The following is a 15,778-nucleotide window of genomic DNA, read 5'->3' as shown; positions in this document are numbered from 1 at the left end:
CAAGAGTGTGGCTAAACGTTACCGCAGCGCCGGAGAAATCACCTTTGACGTTTTTAATTACGTGGTGCTGGGCATCATCGGGATCGCGGCCATCCTGCCGTTCCTGTTTGTAGTCGCCGGTTCCTTCGCCACCGAGGCGGAAATTACGAAGCGCGCTGTCTTTTTGATTCCGACGACGATCTCGCTGGACGCTTACCGGTTTATTTTCTCCACAGATACCATTGTTCGGAGCATCGGGGTGTCGCTGTACGTGACAGTGATCGGGACGGCAGTCAATTTGTTCTTCACGGTTACCATGGCGTATCCGATGGCGAAGCGGTACCTGATGGGCCGCAATCTGATCCTCAATCTGGTCATCTTCACCATGCTGTTCGGGGGCGGGATGATTCCCACCTATCTGGTGATCCGCGAGCTGCATCTGCTCGATACGCTGAATGCCCTGATTCTTCCGGGGGCGATCAGCGCCTTCAATCTGATTATTGTCAAGAACTTCTTCCAGGAGCTTCCGGCTGAGATGGAGGAGGCGGCCCGCATCGACGGCTGTACCGAGCTGGGGCTGTTATGGAGGATTGTGCTGCCGCTGTCGAAGCCTGTGCTGGCGACATTCACGCTCTTTTATGCGGTCGGACACTGGAATAACTTCTTCTCGGCGCTGCTCTACATTAATGATCCATCCAAGTGGCCGCTGCAGGTGATGCTGCGCCAGATCGTCATGCTGTCCCAGTCGGCAGCGGGGGATCTCAGCTCCATGGACCCCAATTTCGTGCAGCCGCCGGAGCAGTCGATCAAAATGGCCGTCATCGTGGTCGGCACCCTGCCGATTATGTGCGTCTATCCGTTTCTGCAGAAGCATTTTGCCAAAGGGGTGATGCTGGGTTCAGTCAAAGGGTAACCGGTTAGTCAACATATAAAGGGAGGCCAAGTGATGATGAAGATGAAGCGGAGCAGAGGTTCACGGTCTGCGAAAAAAGGGTTGTTCATGCTGCTGGCTATGATTATGATTCTAAGTGTATTGTCCGGCTGCGGCGGGAATGGGGAGAATGCGGGAGCGGGACAGAAGGAGCCTGCCGGGGACAGCGGGAAGGCGGACGGCACAGCCAAGGCTGAGGAGCCGCTTGCGCTGACATTGATGCTGCCGATTTTCAAAACCAATTATCCGAAGGACGGCAGTCCGGTCGCCGCCAAGCTGGAGGAGCTGACGAACACCAAAATCCATTTCGAATGGGTGCCGAATGCGTCCTATGCCGACAAATTCAACATTACGCTGGCTTCCGGCAAGCTGCCTGATATTATGTATGTAGGTGATGTGAAGGCCTCCAGCTTCGTGAATGCAGCGAGATCCGGCGCGTTCTGGGAGGTGGGTCCGTATCTCAAGGATTATCCGAATCTCAGCGGGGCGAAGGAGGTCATTCTGAATAACTCGGCCATCGACGGCAAGAATTACGGAATCTACAGAGGCCGGGCGCTGGGACGTAACGGCGTGGTGTTCCGCAAGGACTGGATGGAGAAGGTAGGGCTCGCGGAACCGAAGACCGTAGATGATTTCTATAATATGCTAAAAGCGTTCAAGGAGCAGGACCCGGACGGCAACGGCCAGGCGGATACGTACGGCATGGTGCTGGTCAAGTGGACCGGCCAGTGGGCCAGCGGCTTCGATACGATGAAGCTGTGGTTCGGTTCTCCGAACAAGTGGGGCGTGCAGGAGGGCAAGCTGGTGCCAGAGCATGAATACCCCGAGTATTTGGAAGCGCTTAAATTCATGAAAAAGCTGTACGATGAGCAGCTGATCAACGCGGACTTTGCGGTGATGGACAGCTCTAAATGGAATGATCCGGTCGTCAACAACAAGGCCGGCGTCATTGTCGATGTGGTCGATAACGCGGCCCGGCTGGATGACAAGATTCATGCCGCTCTCCAAAAAGAAGGCAAAGACGAGCCGGAACGCCATTATATGGATGTCATCGGCGGTGTGACTGGAGCAGACGGCGCGCTGCATACCCTCCCGACCTCGGGCTTCTCCGGCATGCTGGCCATTCCGAAGTCTTCGGTCAAAACCGAGGAGGAGCTGAAGCAGGTCCTGGCCTTCCTGGACCGGCTGAATGATGAGGATCTGCAGACGATGCTGAACTATGGTATTGAAGGCGTGCATTACAAGCTGGTGGACGGATATATCGAACGCTCCAGCGATACGGTTCTGCTGGAATCGGAAGTGGAAGGGTTGAACCAGATGCTGCCGTTCATTCCAGAGGACAAGGCGAAGCAGGTGAAGCAGACCCCGCTGCGGCTGAAGCAGACTGAGGTACAGAAGACGAATGAAGCGACGATTGTGACCAATCCCGCCGAAGCGCTGATCTCGGCAGTCTATACGCAAAAGGGTTCGCAGCTCGATAACGTAATCAACGATGCGCGCATCAAATTTATTGTCGGCCAGATCGATGAGGCCGGGTTGAAGTCCGCTTTTGAGGTATGGCGGAAGACTGGCGGAGATGAGCTGGTGAAGGAAATGAATGAATTGTACGCCTCAGGCGGCAAGTAAAGTCCGGTCCTGCTCCAGTCTCCGGCCGGTCTGTCCCCGCTGCGGCTGCATGGCGGCAACTCTAAACTAAGGATTCGGCTGGTGAAACGAATGGAGAATGAAGCGGCAGGAGCACGGAACAGGTATACCGGAGGCCGGGCGGGACGCAAGGGCCGTTATTACCGCAATAATCTCATTATTGTGCTGATCGTCTCGTCCATTCCCGGGCTGATCATTGGACTGCTGGTTTACTTTATGGCCGGGGGAAGTTTGGAAAAGGAGCTGCTCCGGATGCATAACCGGCAGATTGAGCAGCGGGCGGACAACATTAATGATCAATTGTCCAATCTGGAGCTGATGCTGGCCCATTGGGCGTTCGATCCGAAGTTCGACTACGGACTGAGCAACATGGATTTCACCCGGAATCATGAACGGGCCTGGGATATTACGAAGACGCTGGTAGTCATGCAGGGTTCCAATTCCATGGTGCGGCAGGTTGAGCTGTATTTGGCCGGTAATCAGCCGGTACGCTTCGGCACGGAGTACGGGACGTTGTCTGCGGATGAGGAAGTGCTGTACGGGAAGCTGCTGAAGCAGGAGCGGAGCACGTACTGGACGGAATGGGCTTTTGATCCGGTGAACCCGGAGCAGAAGGAGCTGACGCTGGTGCACCATATCCCCGGCGGCAGCCGGGAGCCCTTCGGGGCGCTGCTGCTGCGGATGGATACAGAGAAGGTATCCGCGCTGCTGCGGACCATGACCCCGTACAACACGGGGGAGGTGTTCATGGAGCAGAAATCCGGCGGACTGTTCATCTCGGGGGGCGGGATGGATGCACCCACGCCGCTGGTTACGGCGCTGCGGACTGCAATTACAGCCAAAGGCAGCCAGGATAGCGGATCATTTCTGTATGACTGGAACGGGGTTACTTATGCGGTGACCTATGGTGATTTCTCGCGGATTGCCAGTGAATGGCGGTATGTGTCGGCTTCTCCGATCTCCAGCGTAACCTCTCCAGTGGTCTGGCTGTCCCGGATGATTATCCTGGTCAGCCTGTGCGCCTTGCTGCTGGCGGCGGTCCTGTCCTGGATTGCTTCCCGCAGAATCTATTCGCCGGTCCGCCGCCTGCTTCAGACACTGCTCCCTGAGCATGCGGCCTCCGGGGACCGGGTGGATGAGCTGACGCTGATCGAGCGGCACTGGCAGAACCTGCACGGACAGCAGCATGCTCTCCAGTACACGCTCTCGGAGCAGCTTCCGCATGTGCAGCAGAGCTTCCTGCACCAGCTGTTCCAGGGGTATCTGTATGCCTATTCCGAGCAGGATCTGCAGAGCCGGATGAAGCAGTACAAGTGGGAAGTGGAGAACTGTACGTTCGTGGTGCTGTATATCCAGCTGACCGGCATCTCCAGCCTGGAGGCCAAGTTCCGCAGCGGCGACGAGAGTCTGGTGTCGTTCGCGGCCGTCAATATTACCTTGGAGCTTGCCCGTGAGCATTTCGGCCGGGCGGAGACGGTCAATCTGCATGACCTTACCTCCGGTATGCTGCTGATGGAGCCGGGTATCGGCCCCGACCCGGCCCGCGTGAGAGCCTTCGGTGAAGAGCTGGCGGCTACCTTGAGCCGGATGCTTAAGCTTCAGGCCACGGTGGCGTACAGTGCAAGGATCGGGAGCATCTCCGCGATTCCGCGGGCGTTCGAGGCGGCGAAGCAGGCGGCCAGCCACAGCAGGTACGGAGGCGGGAACCAGATCATCAGCCTGGAGCAGCTGGAGCGGGAGGGGCAGGGCGCCCCATTGCCGCAGTATTCCTTCGCGCTGGAGCGCGGGCTGATTCAGGCGCTACGGACTGGAGAAGCAGAGGAGGCGGACCGGCTGCTGGAGGAATTCCTGGAGACGCTCTCCGCAGGCGGCGCGAAGGTGATCGACGTACAGCAGGGGATGCTGCATCTGCTCGGCGCGATTCTTCATGCGGTGCTGGAGGCCGGGATGGCCCAGAGCCAGCTATTCGGCGGCAGGAATCTGTATGCCAGCCTCTCGCAGATCCATGAGCCGGGCCTGATTCTCTCCTGGTTCCGCACGCAGGTAATTGCTCCCTTCCTGAAGGAGCTGTGCGAACGATCTGACGCCGGAATAAGACGAACGATTGATCAGGCGATGCTGTACATTCAGCAGCATTATATGGACAATATCTCGCTGGATAGCTGTGCAGATGTTACAGGTACCAGCCCTTTTCTGCTCAGTAAGTCGTTCAAGCGGGTCACCGGGCAGAATTTCATCGATTATCTGACGGAGCTTCGGCTCGCCAAGGCGAAGGAGCTGCTGCGGGACACGGATCTGAAGATGAACGATGTCGCCTTGCAGGTCGGCTATCAGCAGAGCTATTTCAACCGGATTTTCAAAAAACAGGAGGACATCACGCCGACACGTTACCGTGAGCTGAGCCGACAGGAGGGGGAGAAGGAGAACGGGACCCGGTAATCAGGGACCGGCTCCAGAATGACTGCGGCTCACTTCCTGTGATCCCGGCGTCCACAAGCCTCCTGCTCCGGGAACGGTTCATTCGTCCGGGTGATGTCCCATCTAGGAGATGACAGAAGATGACCTCTTTATCCTCAGCCCTGCCAGTCCAGCTACGGTGGCTGAACCCGCCTGCTGCGGCTGCTGGGGTGACCTGGGGTGTACCCTGGTCCAAGGGCGATCTGAAGCGCGGAGAATTGGCCGCGTTATATCTTGGAGGCGCGGATGACGGCTCCCGTCTGCCGCTGCAGAGCCGCCCGGCTGCGTATTGGCCGGACGGAAGCATCAAATGGTCTTTGCATTCTGCCGTATGCCCTGAAGGGAGTACGGCAGGATACACGCTGGTACGGTCTGCCGGGCAGAGCGCTGTGCCCGCAGCCTTCCAGGTATCCGTGGAAGAGACGGAGGAGGCGTATATTGTCGATACAGGCAGCATCTTGTGCACCGTGGTCAAGCATGGCCCGGGCGTGATCTCGCGGATCATCCGCCGGGACACGGCGGAATCCGGGGGACCGGACGAGGATCCCGGATATTATGGAGCTGTCGAGGCGGGGTTAGGATCAGGTGCACGTGAGAGTGAAGGCATGAGTATGAGAACGGAGGCGGGTGAGAGTGCAGGCGTGAGTGTGAGAACGGTGGCGGGTGAGAGTGCAGGCGCTGATGTCAGTGCAGGGGCGAGTGCAGGCGCTGATGTCAGTGCAGGGGCGAGTGCTGATGTGAGTGCAGGTGAGAGTGCTGATGTGAGTGCAGGTGCAAGTGCAGGTGCAAGTGCAAGTGCAAGTGCAAGTGCAAGTGCAAGTGCAAGTGCAAGTGCAAGTGCAAGTGCAAGTGCAAGTGCGGCTATTAGTGCAGCTTCAGATGGTGCAGCTGCTGACATAGCGCCGCAGTCCAGCCCTGTAGAGCAACTGGTGTGCAGCGGTAGCGAATTGGTCTGTCTCCGCGAGCAGCGGGACATCCTCAGCGGGGAGCTGACGCTGCGGCAGGAGCGGTTCACCGGAGTGACGCTGAAGGCCAGTCTGGAGGACCGGGGACCGGTGCGTGCCGTGATCCGGCTGGACGGGCGGCATAGAAGCACAAGAGGAGCCAGGGAATGGCTTCCTTATACTTTGCGGCTCTATTTCTATGCCGGGCTTGCATCGATCCGGGTGGTGCATACCTTTCATTATGACGGCAATCCGCAGCAGGATTTCATCAAGGGGCTGGGCCTGCTGTTCAAGGTGCCGCTCAGCGGTCCGCTGTATAACCGCCATGTCCGGCTGGCGGGTAGCGGGGGAATCTTCAGCGAATCCCCCAAGACCCTCCAGACCCGCAGAACCCGGGGCAAATATGCCGATAGGTTCGCCGGGCAGCTCGAAGGGCAGAGCCAGCACTTCGATCCCGTGGAGGATGCCTATTTCACCAGCCTGCTTCAGGATTCTGCGGTATGGGATGACTTCCGGCTGGTGCAGTCTTCCTCCGAGCATTATGCCGTCCATAAGCGGACGGGGCCGGAATGCACCTGGATTAAGGGCGCTGAAGGGCGGAGGGCCGGAGGACTGGGCTATATCGGCTGTGACGGCGGGGGGCTGGCTGCTGGAGTGAAGGATTTCTGGCGCAAGCACCCGTCCGGGCTGGAGATCAGCGGCACCACAGGCGCGGAAGCGGCGCTAACCGTCTGGTTCTGGACGCCGGAGGCGCAGACGATGGACCTGCGCCACTATGATACGAAGACGCATGTCGAATCCTCCTATGAAGGCGCGGAGGAGCTGCGGGCAACCCCTTACGGCATCGCCAATACGAACGAGCTGACCTTGTGGTGTACCTTGCGGACGCCGGATTCCGGGCAACTCCGGCAGATGCAGCAGCAAGCGGATGAAACGTCGCTGCTGGTTTGTGAACCCGAGTATTACCACCGCAGCCGGGCGTTTGGACTGTGGAGCCTGCCGGACCGGAGCACCCCGGCCAAGGCGTTCCTGGAGGACCGGCTGGACGGGATTATCAGCTTTTACCAGAAGGAAATTGAGCAGCGGAAGTGGTACGGCCTGTGGGATTATGGCGACTTCATGCACAGCTATGATCCGGTCCGCCATGTCTGGAATTATGATCTGGGCGGCTGTGCGTGGCAGAACGCCGAGCTGGTGCCGAATATGTGGCTGTGGGTGAGCTTCCTGCGGACCGGACGCGCGGATATTTACCGGATGGCTGAAGCGATGACCCGGCACACGAGCGAGGTGGATGTGTATCATTTCGGGGAATATGCGGGTCTTGGCTCCCGGCATAATGTCGTGCATTGGGGCTGCGGCTGCAAGGAAGCGCGGATTGCAATGGCGGGTCTGCACCGCTACTACTATTATCTGACCGGTGATGAGCGGACCGGCGACATCATGGACAGTGTGAAGGATGCGGATTATTCCACGGTGACGCTGGACCCGATGAGGGCTTATTTTCCGAAGGACGAATTCAAGACGCATGTGCGGGTGGGACCGGACTGGGCCGCGTTCAGCTCCAATTGGATGACCCGCTGGGAACGTTATGAGGATACGGCCTACCGCGACAAAATCATAACAGGCATCGACTGCATCAAAGCGGCCAATCTGCGGCTGATCTCCGGGCCAACCTATGGATACGATCCCGCAACGGGCATTCTCAGCCCAATGGGCGATGACAACTGGGGACGGCATCTGGCGATCTGCATGGGTGGTCCGCAGGTATGGTTCGAGCTGGCGATGATGCTGGAGGACCCGGAGTGGGAGGACATGCTCGCTGAGTTCGGTGTCTTCTATAACTTGCCGGAGGAAGAGCAGCTGCTTAGATCCGGAGGTGCGATTACAGGCAAGCTGCGCTTCGAGCATCCGGTGCTGAGCGTGGCTATTGCCGCCTACGGTGCATGGGTCAAGGATGACCGGGCTACGGCGGAACGCTGCTGGAGCATTCTGCTTGAGAACCCGTTCGGCATCGTCAATCTTCAAGCGGAGCTGAAGCAGGTGACTTATACGGAAGCGCTGAATGAGATCGACTGGATGAATACGAATGAAGCCTCGCAGTGGTCGCTGAATACGATCATTGCGCTGGAGCTGATTGCCGAAGCCCTGCCTGCGCGGGAGGCAGGAACGGGTGGGGGAGCTGGTGATGGTGCTAGTGGAGAAGCGGGGGTTAGTGTGAGGTCTGGTGCCGGAGCTAGTGATACAACTAGTGCGGAAGCTGAGGGGATTATAGAGACTGGAGCTGGTGCTGGAACTGATTTTGAGGCTGGTGCAGAAGCTGGGATAAGCGCGAGGTCCGGTGCCGGAGTTGACAATAATGCCGGTGCCGGGAAAGGAGATGTGGTTCAATGATTACGCAGCAGGCTGATGCAGGAATTCCTGAGGGCTGGCGGGAGATCTACCGCAATACGCTGGAGGGCTCCACACAGGTGGAAGGCTTCCGTATGGAAGGCGACGGAGCAGTTACTTTTCCACAGGGACGGCTGCGGCTGGAGAGCACCCGGGGGGCTGAGGAAGGGCAGAAGGCGAATGTGGTTTTCTGGTGCCCTAAGGTTTTTCCGGCAGAGCTTGCCGTATCCTGGAGGTTCCGCCCGCTGCGGGAGCCGGGGCTGGCCATTCTGTTCTTCGCGGCTGCCGGTGCCGGTGGCAAGGATCTGTTTGATCCGTCCCTGCCGGTCCGCACGGGCGAATATGACCAGTACCATCATGGGGAGATGGATGCCTATCATATCTCGTATTTTCGCCGGATGTGGGAGGAGGAACGGGCTTTTCACACCTGTAATCTGCGCAAAAGCTACGGCTTCCACCTTGTTGCCCAAGGGGCTGATCCGCTGCCGGATACCGCCGATATGACTGAGGCCTACCGGATGCTGGTGGTGAAGCGGGAGGCTGCTGTGACTTTTGCAATCAATGAATTGCCGGTGCTGCACTGGGTGGATGATGGTTCGTCCTTCGGACCGCTGCTGGGCGGAGGCCGGATCGGCTTCCGGCAAATGGCACCGCTGATAGCGGAATATAGCGATCTGGTTGTCTATGCTCCTTGAAGCTTGGATCGCTGGATGAGCGGATGAACATACGCGTCCCTCTTAGGGACGGACGATTCTATTCGAAGGAGGCTTAACTGCAATGCCGGGAGTGTATTACTGCTATCCGCAAGGCCGTCATAAGGCGCTGACCATGAGCTATGATGACGGACGGCGAGCGGATGAACGGCTGGTCGGCCTGTTCAATCAGTATGGAATCAAGGGCAGCTTTCATCTGAATTCGGGGCTGCTTGGAGAAGGAGACCGCATCAGGGCGGACGAGGTTGCGGCTCTCTACCACGGGCATGAGGTCAGCGTGCATACGCGGAGTCATCCGACGCTGGCGCGCTGCCCGCAGGAGCTGGTCGTGGAGGAGATTATGGAGGACCGCAGGGTGCTGGAAGGGCTGATCCGCCAGCCTGTGCGCGGCATGTCTTACCCGAACGGCTCCTATACGCAGGAGATCAAGGCGCTGCTGCCGCATCTGGGCATTGAATATGCCCGAACGGTGCAGTCTACCGGCGGGTTCGCTCTGCCGGAGGACTGGCTGGAGTGGCAGGCGACCTGTCATCATAACCGGGAGCTGCTGGCTCACGGGGAGACTTTTGTGGGGCTGCATAAGCGGCAGTATCTGTACCTGATGTATGTGTGGGGACATAGTTACGAGTTCGACAATGACAACAACTGGGAGCTGATGGAGCGCTTCTGCGCCATGGCGGGCGGACGCGGGGACATCTGGTATGCGACCAATCTGGAGCTGGTGCATTACATGAAGGCTTGCCGGGGGCTGCTGTTCTCGGCGGCAAGGGACTTTGTCTATAATCCGGGAGCGGCTGCGGTCTGGCTGGAGATTGACGGTACGGTAGTCGAGGTGCCCGGGGGACAGACTGTGGATTTGGGCTGATACAGAACAGGGATAGAGTGAAGGAGGATGTATTGTGAATCATATGGATCATAGTCAAAAGCTGCACCGGCTGGCCGGGCTGGATATCTCCGCCGCCGGTCCAAGATGCAAAATGCTGCTCGGCGATCTGGACGGGGACGGCCGGGCTGAGCTGCTGCTGGTGCAGCCGGATAACCGTCAGGATGTCCGTTATATTCCGCACCAAGTGCAGTGCCTGACGGCTTATAATCTCGATGGCCGTCTGCTGTGGCAGACGGGAACGCCGGATTCGAACGCGGGCAGCCAAGGCTCCGATTATCCGGCGCAGATTGCCGATATTGACGGTGACGGGGCGCTGGAGGTGCTGTGTGTGATGAAGGACCAGCTGCATATTCTGGAGGGGGCGACAGGCAAGGTCAAAGCGGTTCACCCGCTGCCGGCGAAGGAGGCTCATGACTGCATCATTATTGCCAACCTGTCAGGCGGGGATTATCCTTCCGACATCATTCTCAAAGACCGCTACCATCAGCTGTGGGCGCTGGATCGGGACTTCCGGCTGCTCTGGACCCATCAGGGCAATGTGGGGCACTATCCTTGGGTGTACGATCTGGACGGTGACGGGCGCGATGAGGTGATGGCCGGATATGATCTGCTGGATGCGGACGGAAATAAGCTGTGGAGCTGCCATGATCTGGACGATCATGCCGATTGCCTGTGGGTCGGCGATGTGAACGGGGACGGGGTGCCGGAGCTGGTCATCGGCGGCAGTGTGACGGTGATGTACGACCACAACGGGCACGAGCTATGGCGGTACGAAGGCTCTGTCGAGTCGCAGCACCTGGCACTTGGGCGGTTCCGCCCGGACCTGCCTGGCCTGCAGATTGCGGGCCTTGACCGTCTGGTCCGCGAGGATGACGGCAAGGGTCTGCGGGGCAAGGACGCTATGTTCCTGCTGGACCAGTCCGGCCGGGAGCTGTGGAAGGAAGAACGCACCACTGACGGCTGGCTGACCATTGTCGAAGCCGTCAGCCAGTTCTGGCCGGATGCACCCGACTATATTCTGGCGTACCGCCGTGGGGAAGCCGTGCTTCCCGCACTGTATGACGGCTATATGAATATCGTAGCCGAGTTCGCCGAGCAGGGCTACGCCGTGCACGGCGATCTGCTGGGCAGCGGAACCGAGCAGGTCATTATTTACACGGATGAGCTGGCCGCTGTCTATGCCGGTGAAGCTCTTCCGCTGCAAGCGGTCTATCCCGGGCAGCAACTGCCCCAGCCCAAACGGCTGTACAGCTCCACCCTGTACCCCGGCGGTGAGGTGGCGTTGTGATGGGCGGTAGGGACGAGAATGCAGCGGTGAGTGCAGAGGAAGGACATGACATGAAGGGTGATGCCGAGCAGGCCAATGTTCCCGCCTACTTTCATCCGCGTCATTCCATCGTCCGCACAGCCGGAGAGCATACGGAAGCGATGCTTGCCATCATAGCGAACCGCTATATTGGTGCAAATCCGCCGCAGCCTCCGGTCTACCGCGTTCATCTGGAGAACAGCTTCCCGCGCCTGCCGGATTGCCGGTATGAGATGAATCTGAAAGAACGGCTGCCTGAGCTGCGGGACGGGGAATTTGTCTATGCCTGGGGGAAGCTGTGGAGCGATACGGACAGCGATATTCCGCTCGCTCTCAGTTGCTTCGGTCCGGTGACAGTCTATGTCAACGGCATTGCCGTGTTCGCGTCCAATCTAAACGATGATGTGTTCCCGGACCGCAAGGCATTCTTTCGTACCGGGCTGAAGGCAGGCTGGAATCAGTTCCTGCTGGAATGTACCGCCGTCGGCACCGGCTGCGGCGGGATTTTTGGCACCGGGAGCGTGAAGGGAGCTCCGCTTCATTTTCTGGCCCCGACTGCGGAGCACAGCGGCTGTGAGGGCTGGATCTACAGCGCGCCGCAGCAGAGCAGATGGACGCTGCAGCCGGAAGGCGGCGGCGCTTCTGAGGGAGAGGCTGCGGCGCACCGCGCGGAGTCTTCGCAGCGCGTCCGCTGCGGCGAAGCCGCGGAGGCTGCCGAAGCTGCGCTGGCGGCCCGCTGTGCCTGGTATCCGGCGGCCGGATGGCCGGATACCAAGGCACAGGGCGGGAACCTCGCGCGCGTGCTCGGCGCGGTGTCCGGCGCGAAGGCGCTGGCCTGGAGCCGGCTGGCGGTGAGTGCGCCGGGCGGAATGAACGTCCGGCTGGTCCTCCGCAGCCGGGATGTAGCGGCACTCAAGGTCTGCGTGGATGGCAGGCTTGCCGCCATCCAGCCCGAAGCGAGTGCCGGCCTTGAGTGTGTGCTGCCGCTGAGCTTCGGCAGCCATGACCTGCTGGTCGAGGCCGTGTGCGGCGGTCCCGGGTGGGACTTCCGCCTGGAAGCGGCGGAGGCTGGGAACACATCAGAGGTACAGGTGGAAGCGGAGTGTAGCGCGGCTCTTGCGGAAGCTTCACCCTGCTGCTCTCCGCAGGGAACCTTGAATAAGGGAGCTGGCGCCAGTGGAGTCCACGGCACAGTGAAGCTGGTGAGTCCTTGCCCGGTGGAAGGGCAGACCGGTCCATGGCTGTACCTGGGTCCGTTTCTGCAATCGGCGGTACCGCAGCCTGCGGAAGCGGCTTCTATGGATGCTCCTTTCGGTGAAGGGGCGGAGGAATGCTTTTGGCGGGTGGACCGTCCTGGTGGGGCAGTCAGGCCATATCTGGAGAGTGCGTTGTACGGACGCTGGAATTATCCGCTGGGGGTGACCCTCTATGGTCTGCTGCGTACCGGTCAGGCTCTGGGCGATCCTCATTATTCCGCTTATGCCAGAGGACATATTGAGCAGTGCACCCGGCTTCATACGTATTCGCTCTGGGACCGCAGCCGCTATGGTGCTCCGGGTATTAACCAGCAGCTGGCGCTTATGGACTCTCTGGACGACTGCGGCTCCTTCGGTGCGGTGATGCTCGCCGCTCATGCCGAGCAGCCGCTGCATGGAGCGCCCGAAACAGCGGCGTATATCGCCCGGTATATTCAAAATACGCAGTCCCGCGACGAGGATGGGGCGCTCTACCGTACACGGGGCACCACCGACTTCATGCAGGGAACGATGTGGTGCGATGATCTGTATATGAGCACTCCGTTCCTGAGCCGGTACTATCTGTTGACGGGAGATACCGCTTATCTGGATGATGCAGTGTCACAGTTTCTTCATTACCGTAATCGGCTGTTCCAGCCGGAGCTTGGCATAATGCATCATGTGTATGACTACAAATTCGGCAAGCCGAATGGAGTAGCCTGGGGCAGAGGCAACGGCTGGGTGCTGTTCTCGCTGACTGAGCTGCTGGAGGTACTGACGGAGCAGCATCCGCAGCGGGAAGAACTGCTGGCTTTTTACCGGACGCTGTGCGAAGGATATATACGGCTGCAGGACGCCGCAGGATTATGGCATCAGGTTCTGACCGATCCCGAATCTTATGCGGAGGCATCGTGTTCTTCGATGTTCGTATATGCCTTTGCGCGCGGTGTGCGCAGAGGTTGGCTGACAGAGCCGTATCCATATGCCGATGCAGCGCTGCGCGGCTGGACTGCGCTGGCCCAATACTGCATCGACCATCAGGGGAACGTCTATGGCGTCTGCCGGGGATCGGGGTATTCCTTCAACAAACTGTATTACAAAGAACAGCTCACCTGGCAGCTCAACGATACTCACGGAATCGGAATAGTACTGTTGGCGGGTATTGAAGCGCTTGAGCTCACACGGGAGCTGGAGGCGCAGCGTATATAAGAATTGTATTGTGGAATTGCTGCCGAAAAGAGTAATTTATCAATCAGAGTCAATCAGAGGCTATTAAAGGGAAAAATCCCATTGATTCAGCTGAAAGTGGATGATAAGCCGAAATGAAAGGGGCTGTCCCAAAAGCCATGAAATGGCTGCTTGGGACAGCTCTTTATTTTGTAGTCGGATCAACGTGAGCACTTGGGTGGACGCTGCGCGAACGGACCGTTGTTCCAATCGCTGTGGTCTCCAGATTTTTTTCATTCCCCTTAGCGGTGAAAATCCGGAGACCAAGGCGACCGCTGCCGCTTTTACACAATCGTTCCGTCCTCTCCGCTGTTTAAGTGGGAAAAGTTTCTTCAAATCTTTCTAAAATCACAAAAAGAAACCTCTCTTTTGTTAAAATGGAGTTACCACACAACCATTTCAAAGGAGAGGTTTCTTTGTACATTCAATATACCATGGACCAACTTTGCTTGCCAATGGATCTGGAAGAAGATATCCCGGGAAATCACCTCGTTCGCGTCGTGAATGCCGCCGTCAATCGGCTGGACAACGCCATTTTTGACGCGGCCTATCCCGGCGGCGGCCGTGACAGCTACCATCCTAAAATGCTCACCAAAGTCATCATCTACGCTTACACTCAGCGAATCTATTCGTCTCGCCAAATCGCCAAAGCGGTCCGGGAGAACATTCCCTTCATGTGGCTGGCCGGACGGCAGCGACCCGACTTCCGCACGCTGAATCGCTTCCGTTCCCAGCGGATGAGAAATGTCCTCGAAACGGTATTTACCGCCGTGCTTCAGTTTCTGGCTGACGAAAAATACGTGTCTCTGGAGCATTATTTTGTGGACGGAACTAAGATCGAGGCGAATGCCAATCGCTACACCTTTGTCTGGAGCAAAGCGGTCAGCAAACACAAAGCGAAACTGCAAGATAAGGTGCAGGCCCTATTCGCTGACATTGAAGCAGCCGAAGAGCAGGAAGAACAAGAGAATCAGGGCAAAGATCTGGCTGAACTCAGCACGGGTTCGGAAATGGACAGTGAGAAACTCGAACAAGCCGTGCAAAAGCTTGAAGCTCAGCTTGCCGAAAAACCGAAAGACAAGCCCCTAAACAAGACGGTTCGGTCGTTGCGTAAGGATTTGCTCCCTCGACTGCAGAAGTACGAACAATATCAAAAGCTGCTTGGGGACCGGAACAGTTTCAGCAAGACCGATCCCGAGGCAACGTTTATGCGGATGAAAGAAGATCACATGCGAAATGGCCAACTGAAGCCAGGTTACAATCTACAGATCGGGACCGAAAACCAATTTATTTTAACCTACAGTCTCCATCAAAGACCGGGTGACACCCGCTGTTTAGAACCACATCTGGAAAAAACAAAGCAATTCCTCGGGAAACTTCCAAAGACGGTCATTGCAGATGCCGGCTATGGAAGTGAAGAAAACTACGCCTATCTGGAAAAGAGCGAGCTACAGGCCGTCGTGAAATACAGCACCTACCACAAAGAAAAGAGCAAAGCCTGGAAAGCCGACGTCGGAAAAATCGAGAACTGGACCTACGACGCATCCGAGGATCGCTGGACGTGTTTAGCTGGATACCCGCTGTATTTCCAACGAGAGAGCAAGGAAACCACAGAGAGTGGATACGAAATTAAGAAGCGTCATTACCAAAGTCAAAGCTGCGGAGGTTGTCCGCTAAAAGAAAACTGCACGAAGGGAAGCGGAAACCGGGAAATCGCAGTCAGTTTGGAGCGGCTTAGATACCAGAAACAGGCGAAAGAAATCCTCCGAAGCGAGGAAGGCTATCTATTGGCCGTACGTCGAATGACGGAGCCGGAAAGTGTATTTGGACAATTAAAGAATAACCGGGGCTTCCGGCGCTTTCTGCTTCGCGGCATGGAAAAAGTGACGCTAGAGGTCGGTTGGCTTTCGCTTGCTCACAACCTGCTGAAGCAAGCAGCGAATGACCAGAAACGCAAGGGAGCGATCCTCCAATAACGGAGAATCGCTCCCTTTCTTACAAATTCATCTTTTAAGAAGGCATGGGATTTTTCCCCACCAGTAGAGTATCTACTTTTGGGACAGCCCCA

At 57.8% G+C, this 15,778-nt stretch carries 9 protein-coding genes; all 9 read left to right on the top strand.

From position 1 onward, the window contains the following. Positions 1–7 precede the first annotated feature (7 nt). The 9 genes from MHH78_RS28100 to MHH78_RS28060 all read left to right on the top strand — a co-directional run bounded on the left by MHH78_RS28100 (position 8) and on the right by MHH78_RS28060 (position 15,686). Positions 8–892, top strand: coding sequence for a carbohydrate ABC transporter permease (locus MHH78_RS28100; RefSeq protein ID WP_036722627.1), 885 nt, complete (start codon positions 8–10; stop codon positions 890–892). A 36-nt stretch (positions 893–928) separates the two neighbouring features. Next, a complete protein-coding gene (locus MHH78_RS28095) occupies positions 929–2,536 on the top strand; it encodes an extracellular solute-binding protein (RefSeq protein ID WP_341170394.1) in 1,608 nt (535 codons plus the stop codon). Positions 2,537–2,626: 90 nt separating this feature from the next. After that, positions 2,627–4,993, top strand: a complete 2,367-nt coding sequence (locus MHH78_RS28090; RefSeq protein WP_341170393.1) for an AraC family transcriptional regulator — start codon at positions 2,627–2,629, stop codon at positions 4,991–4,993. Between the two features lie 119 nt (positions 4,994–5,112). Then, positions 5,113–8,346 (top strand): exo-rhamnogalacturonan lyase family protein, encoded by a 3,234-nt coding sequence (locus MHH78_RS28085; RefSeq protein ID WP_341169578.1) that lies wholly within the window; start codon positions 5,113–5,115, stop codon positions 8,344–8,346. After that, entirely contained in the window at positions 8,343–9,038 is a 696-nt protein-coding gene (locus MHH78_RS28080; RefSeq protein WP_076079670.1) for a DUF1961 family protein, read from the top strand. Before MHH78_RS28085 ends, MHH78_RS28080 begins: the two co-directional genes overlap by 4 nt. Positions 9,039–9,120: 82 nt before the next feature. Continuing rightward, entirely contained in the window at positions 9,121–9,921 is an 801-nt protein-coding gene (locus MHH78_RS28075) for a polysaccharide deacetylase family protein (RefSeq protein WP_341169577.1), read from the top strand. Positions 9,922–9,964: 43 nt separating this feature from the next. Next, positions 9,965–11,230, top strand: a complete 1,266-nt coding sequence (locus MHH78_RS28070) for an FG-GAP-like repeat-containing protein (RefSeq protein ID WP_341170392.1) — start codon at positions 9,965–9,967, stop codon at positions 11,228–11,230. Further along, positions 11,230–13,692: a glycoside hydrolase family 88/105 protein gene (locus tag MHH78_RS28065; protein WP_341169576.1), complete on the top strand. Its 2,463-nt coding sequence runs from the start codon at positions 11,230–11,232 to the stop codon at positions 13,690–13,692. The genes MHH78_RS28070 and MHH78_RS28065 overlap by 1 nt, the downstream gene beginning before the upstream one ends. A 434-nt stretch (positions 13,693–14,126) precedes the next feature. Then, a complete protein-coding gene (locus tag MHH78_RS28060; protein ID WP_341169575.1) occupies positions 14,127–15,686 on the top strand; it encodes an IS1182 family transposase in 1,560 nt (519 codons plus the stop codon). Positions 15,687–15,778 lie beyond the last annotated feature (92 nt).

The organism is Paenibacillus sp. FSL H3-0333, assembly GCF_038002805.1.
Classification (GTDB): Bacteria; Bacillota; Bacilli; order Paenibacillales; family Paenibacillaceae; genus Paenibacillus_AQ; species Paenibacillus_AQ silagei.
Note: the sequence above shows the minus strand (reverse complement) of the source record. Positions and strands in the feature narration are given on the sequence as shown.

What these genes read in the sequence shown, in the direction of transcription:
- MHH78_RS28095 (WP_341170394.1), top strand. Translation starts at nt 929, where the DNA reads ATGAAGATGAAGCGGAGCAGAGGTTCACGGTCTGCGAAAAAAGGGTTG.
- MHH78_RS28090 (WP_341170393.1), top strand. Translation starts at nt 2,627, where the DNA reads ATGGAGAATGAAGCGGCAGGAGCACGGAACAGGTATACCGGAGGCCGG.
- MHH78_RS28085 (WP_341169578.1), top strand. Translation starts at nt 5,113, where the DNA reads ATGACCTCTTTATCCTCAGCCCTGCCAGTCCAGCTACGGTGGCTGAAC.
- MHH78_RS28080 (WP_076079670.1), top strand. Translation starts at nt 8,343, where the DNA reads ATGATTACGCAGCAGGCTGATGCAGGAATTCCTGAGGGCTGGCGGGAG.
- MHH78_RS28075 (WP_341169577.1), top strand. Translation starts at nt 9,121, where the DNA reads ATGCCGGGAGTGTATTACTGCTATCCGCAAGGCCGTCATAAGGCGCTG.
- MHH78_RS28070 (WP_341170392.1), top strand. Translation starts at nt 9,965, where the DNA reads ATGGATCATAGTCAAAAGCTGCACCGGCTGGCCGGGCTGGATATCTCC.
- MHH78_RS28065 (WP_341169576.1), top strand. Translation starts at nt 11,230, where the DNA reads ATGGGCGGTAGGGACGAGAATGCAGCGGTGAGTGCAGAGGAAGGACAT.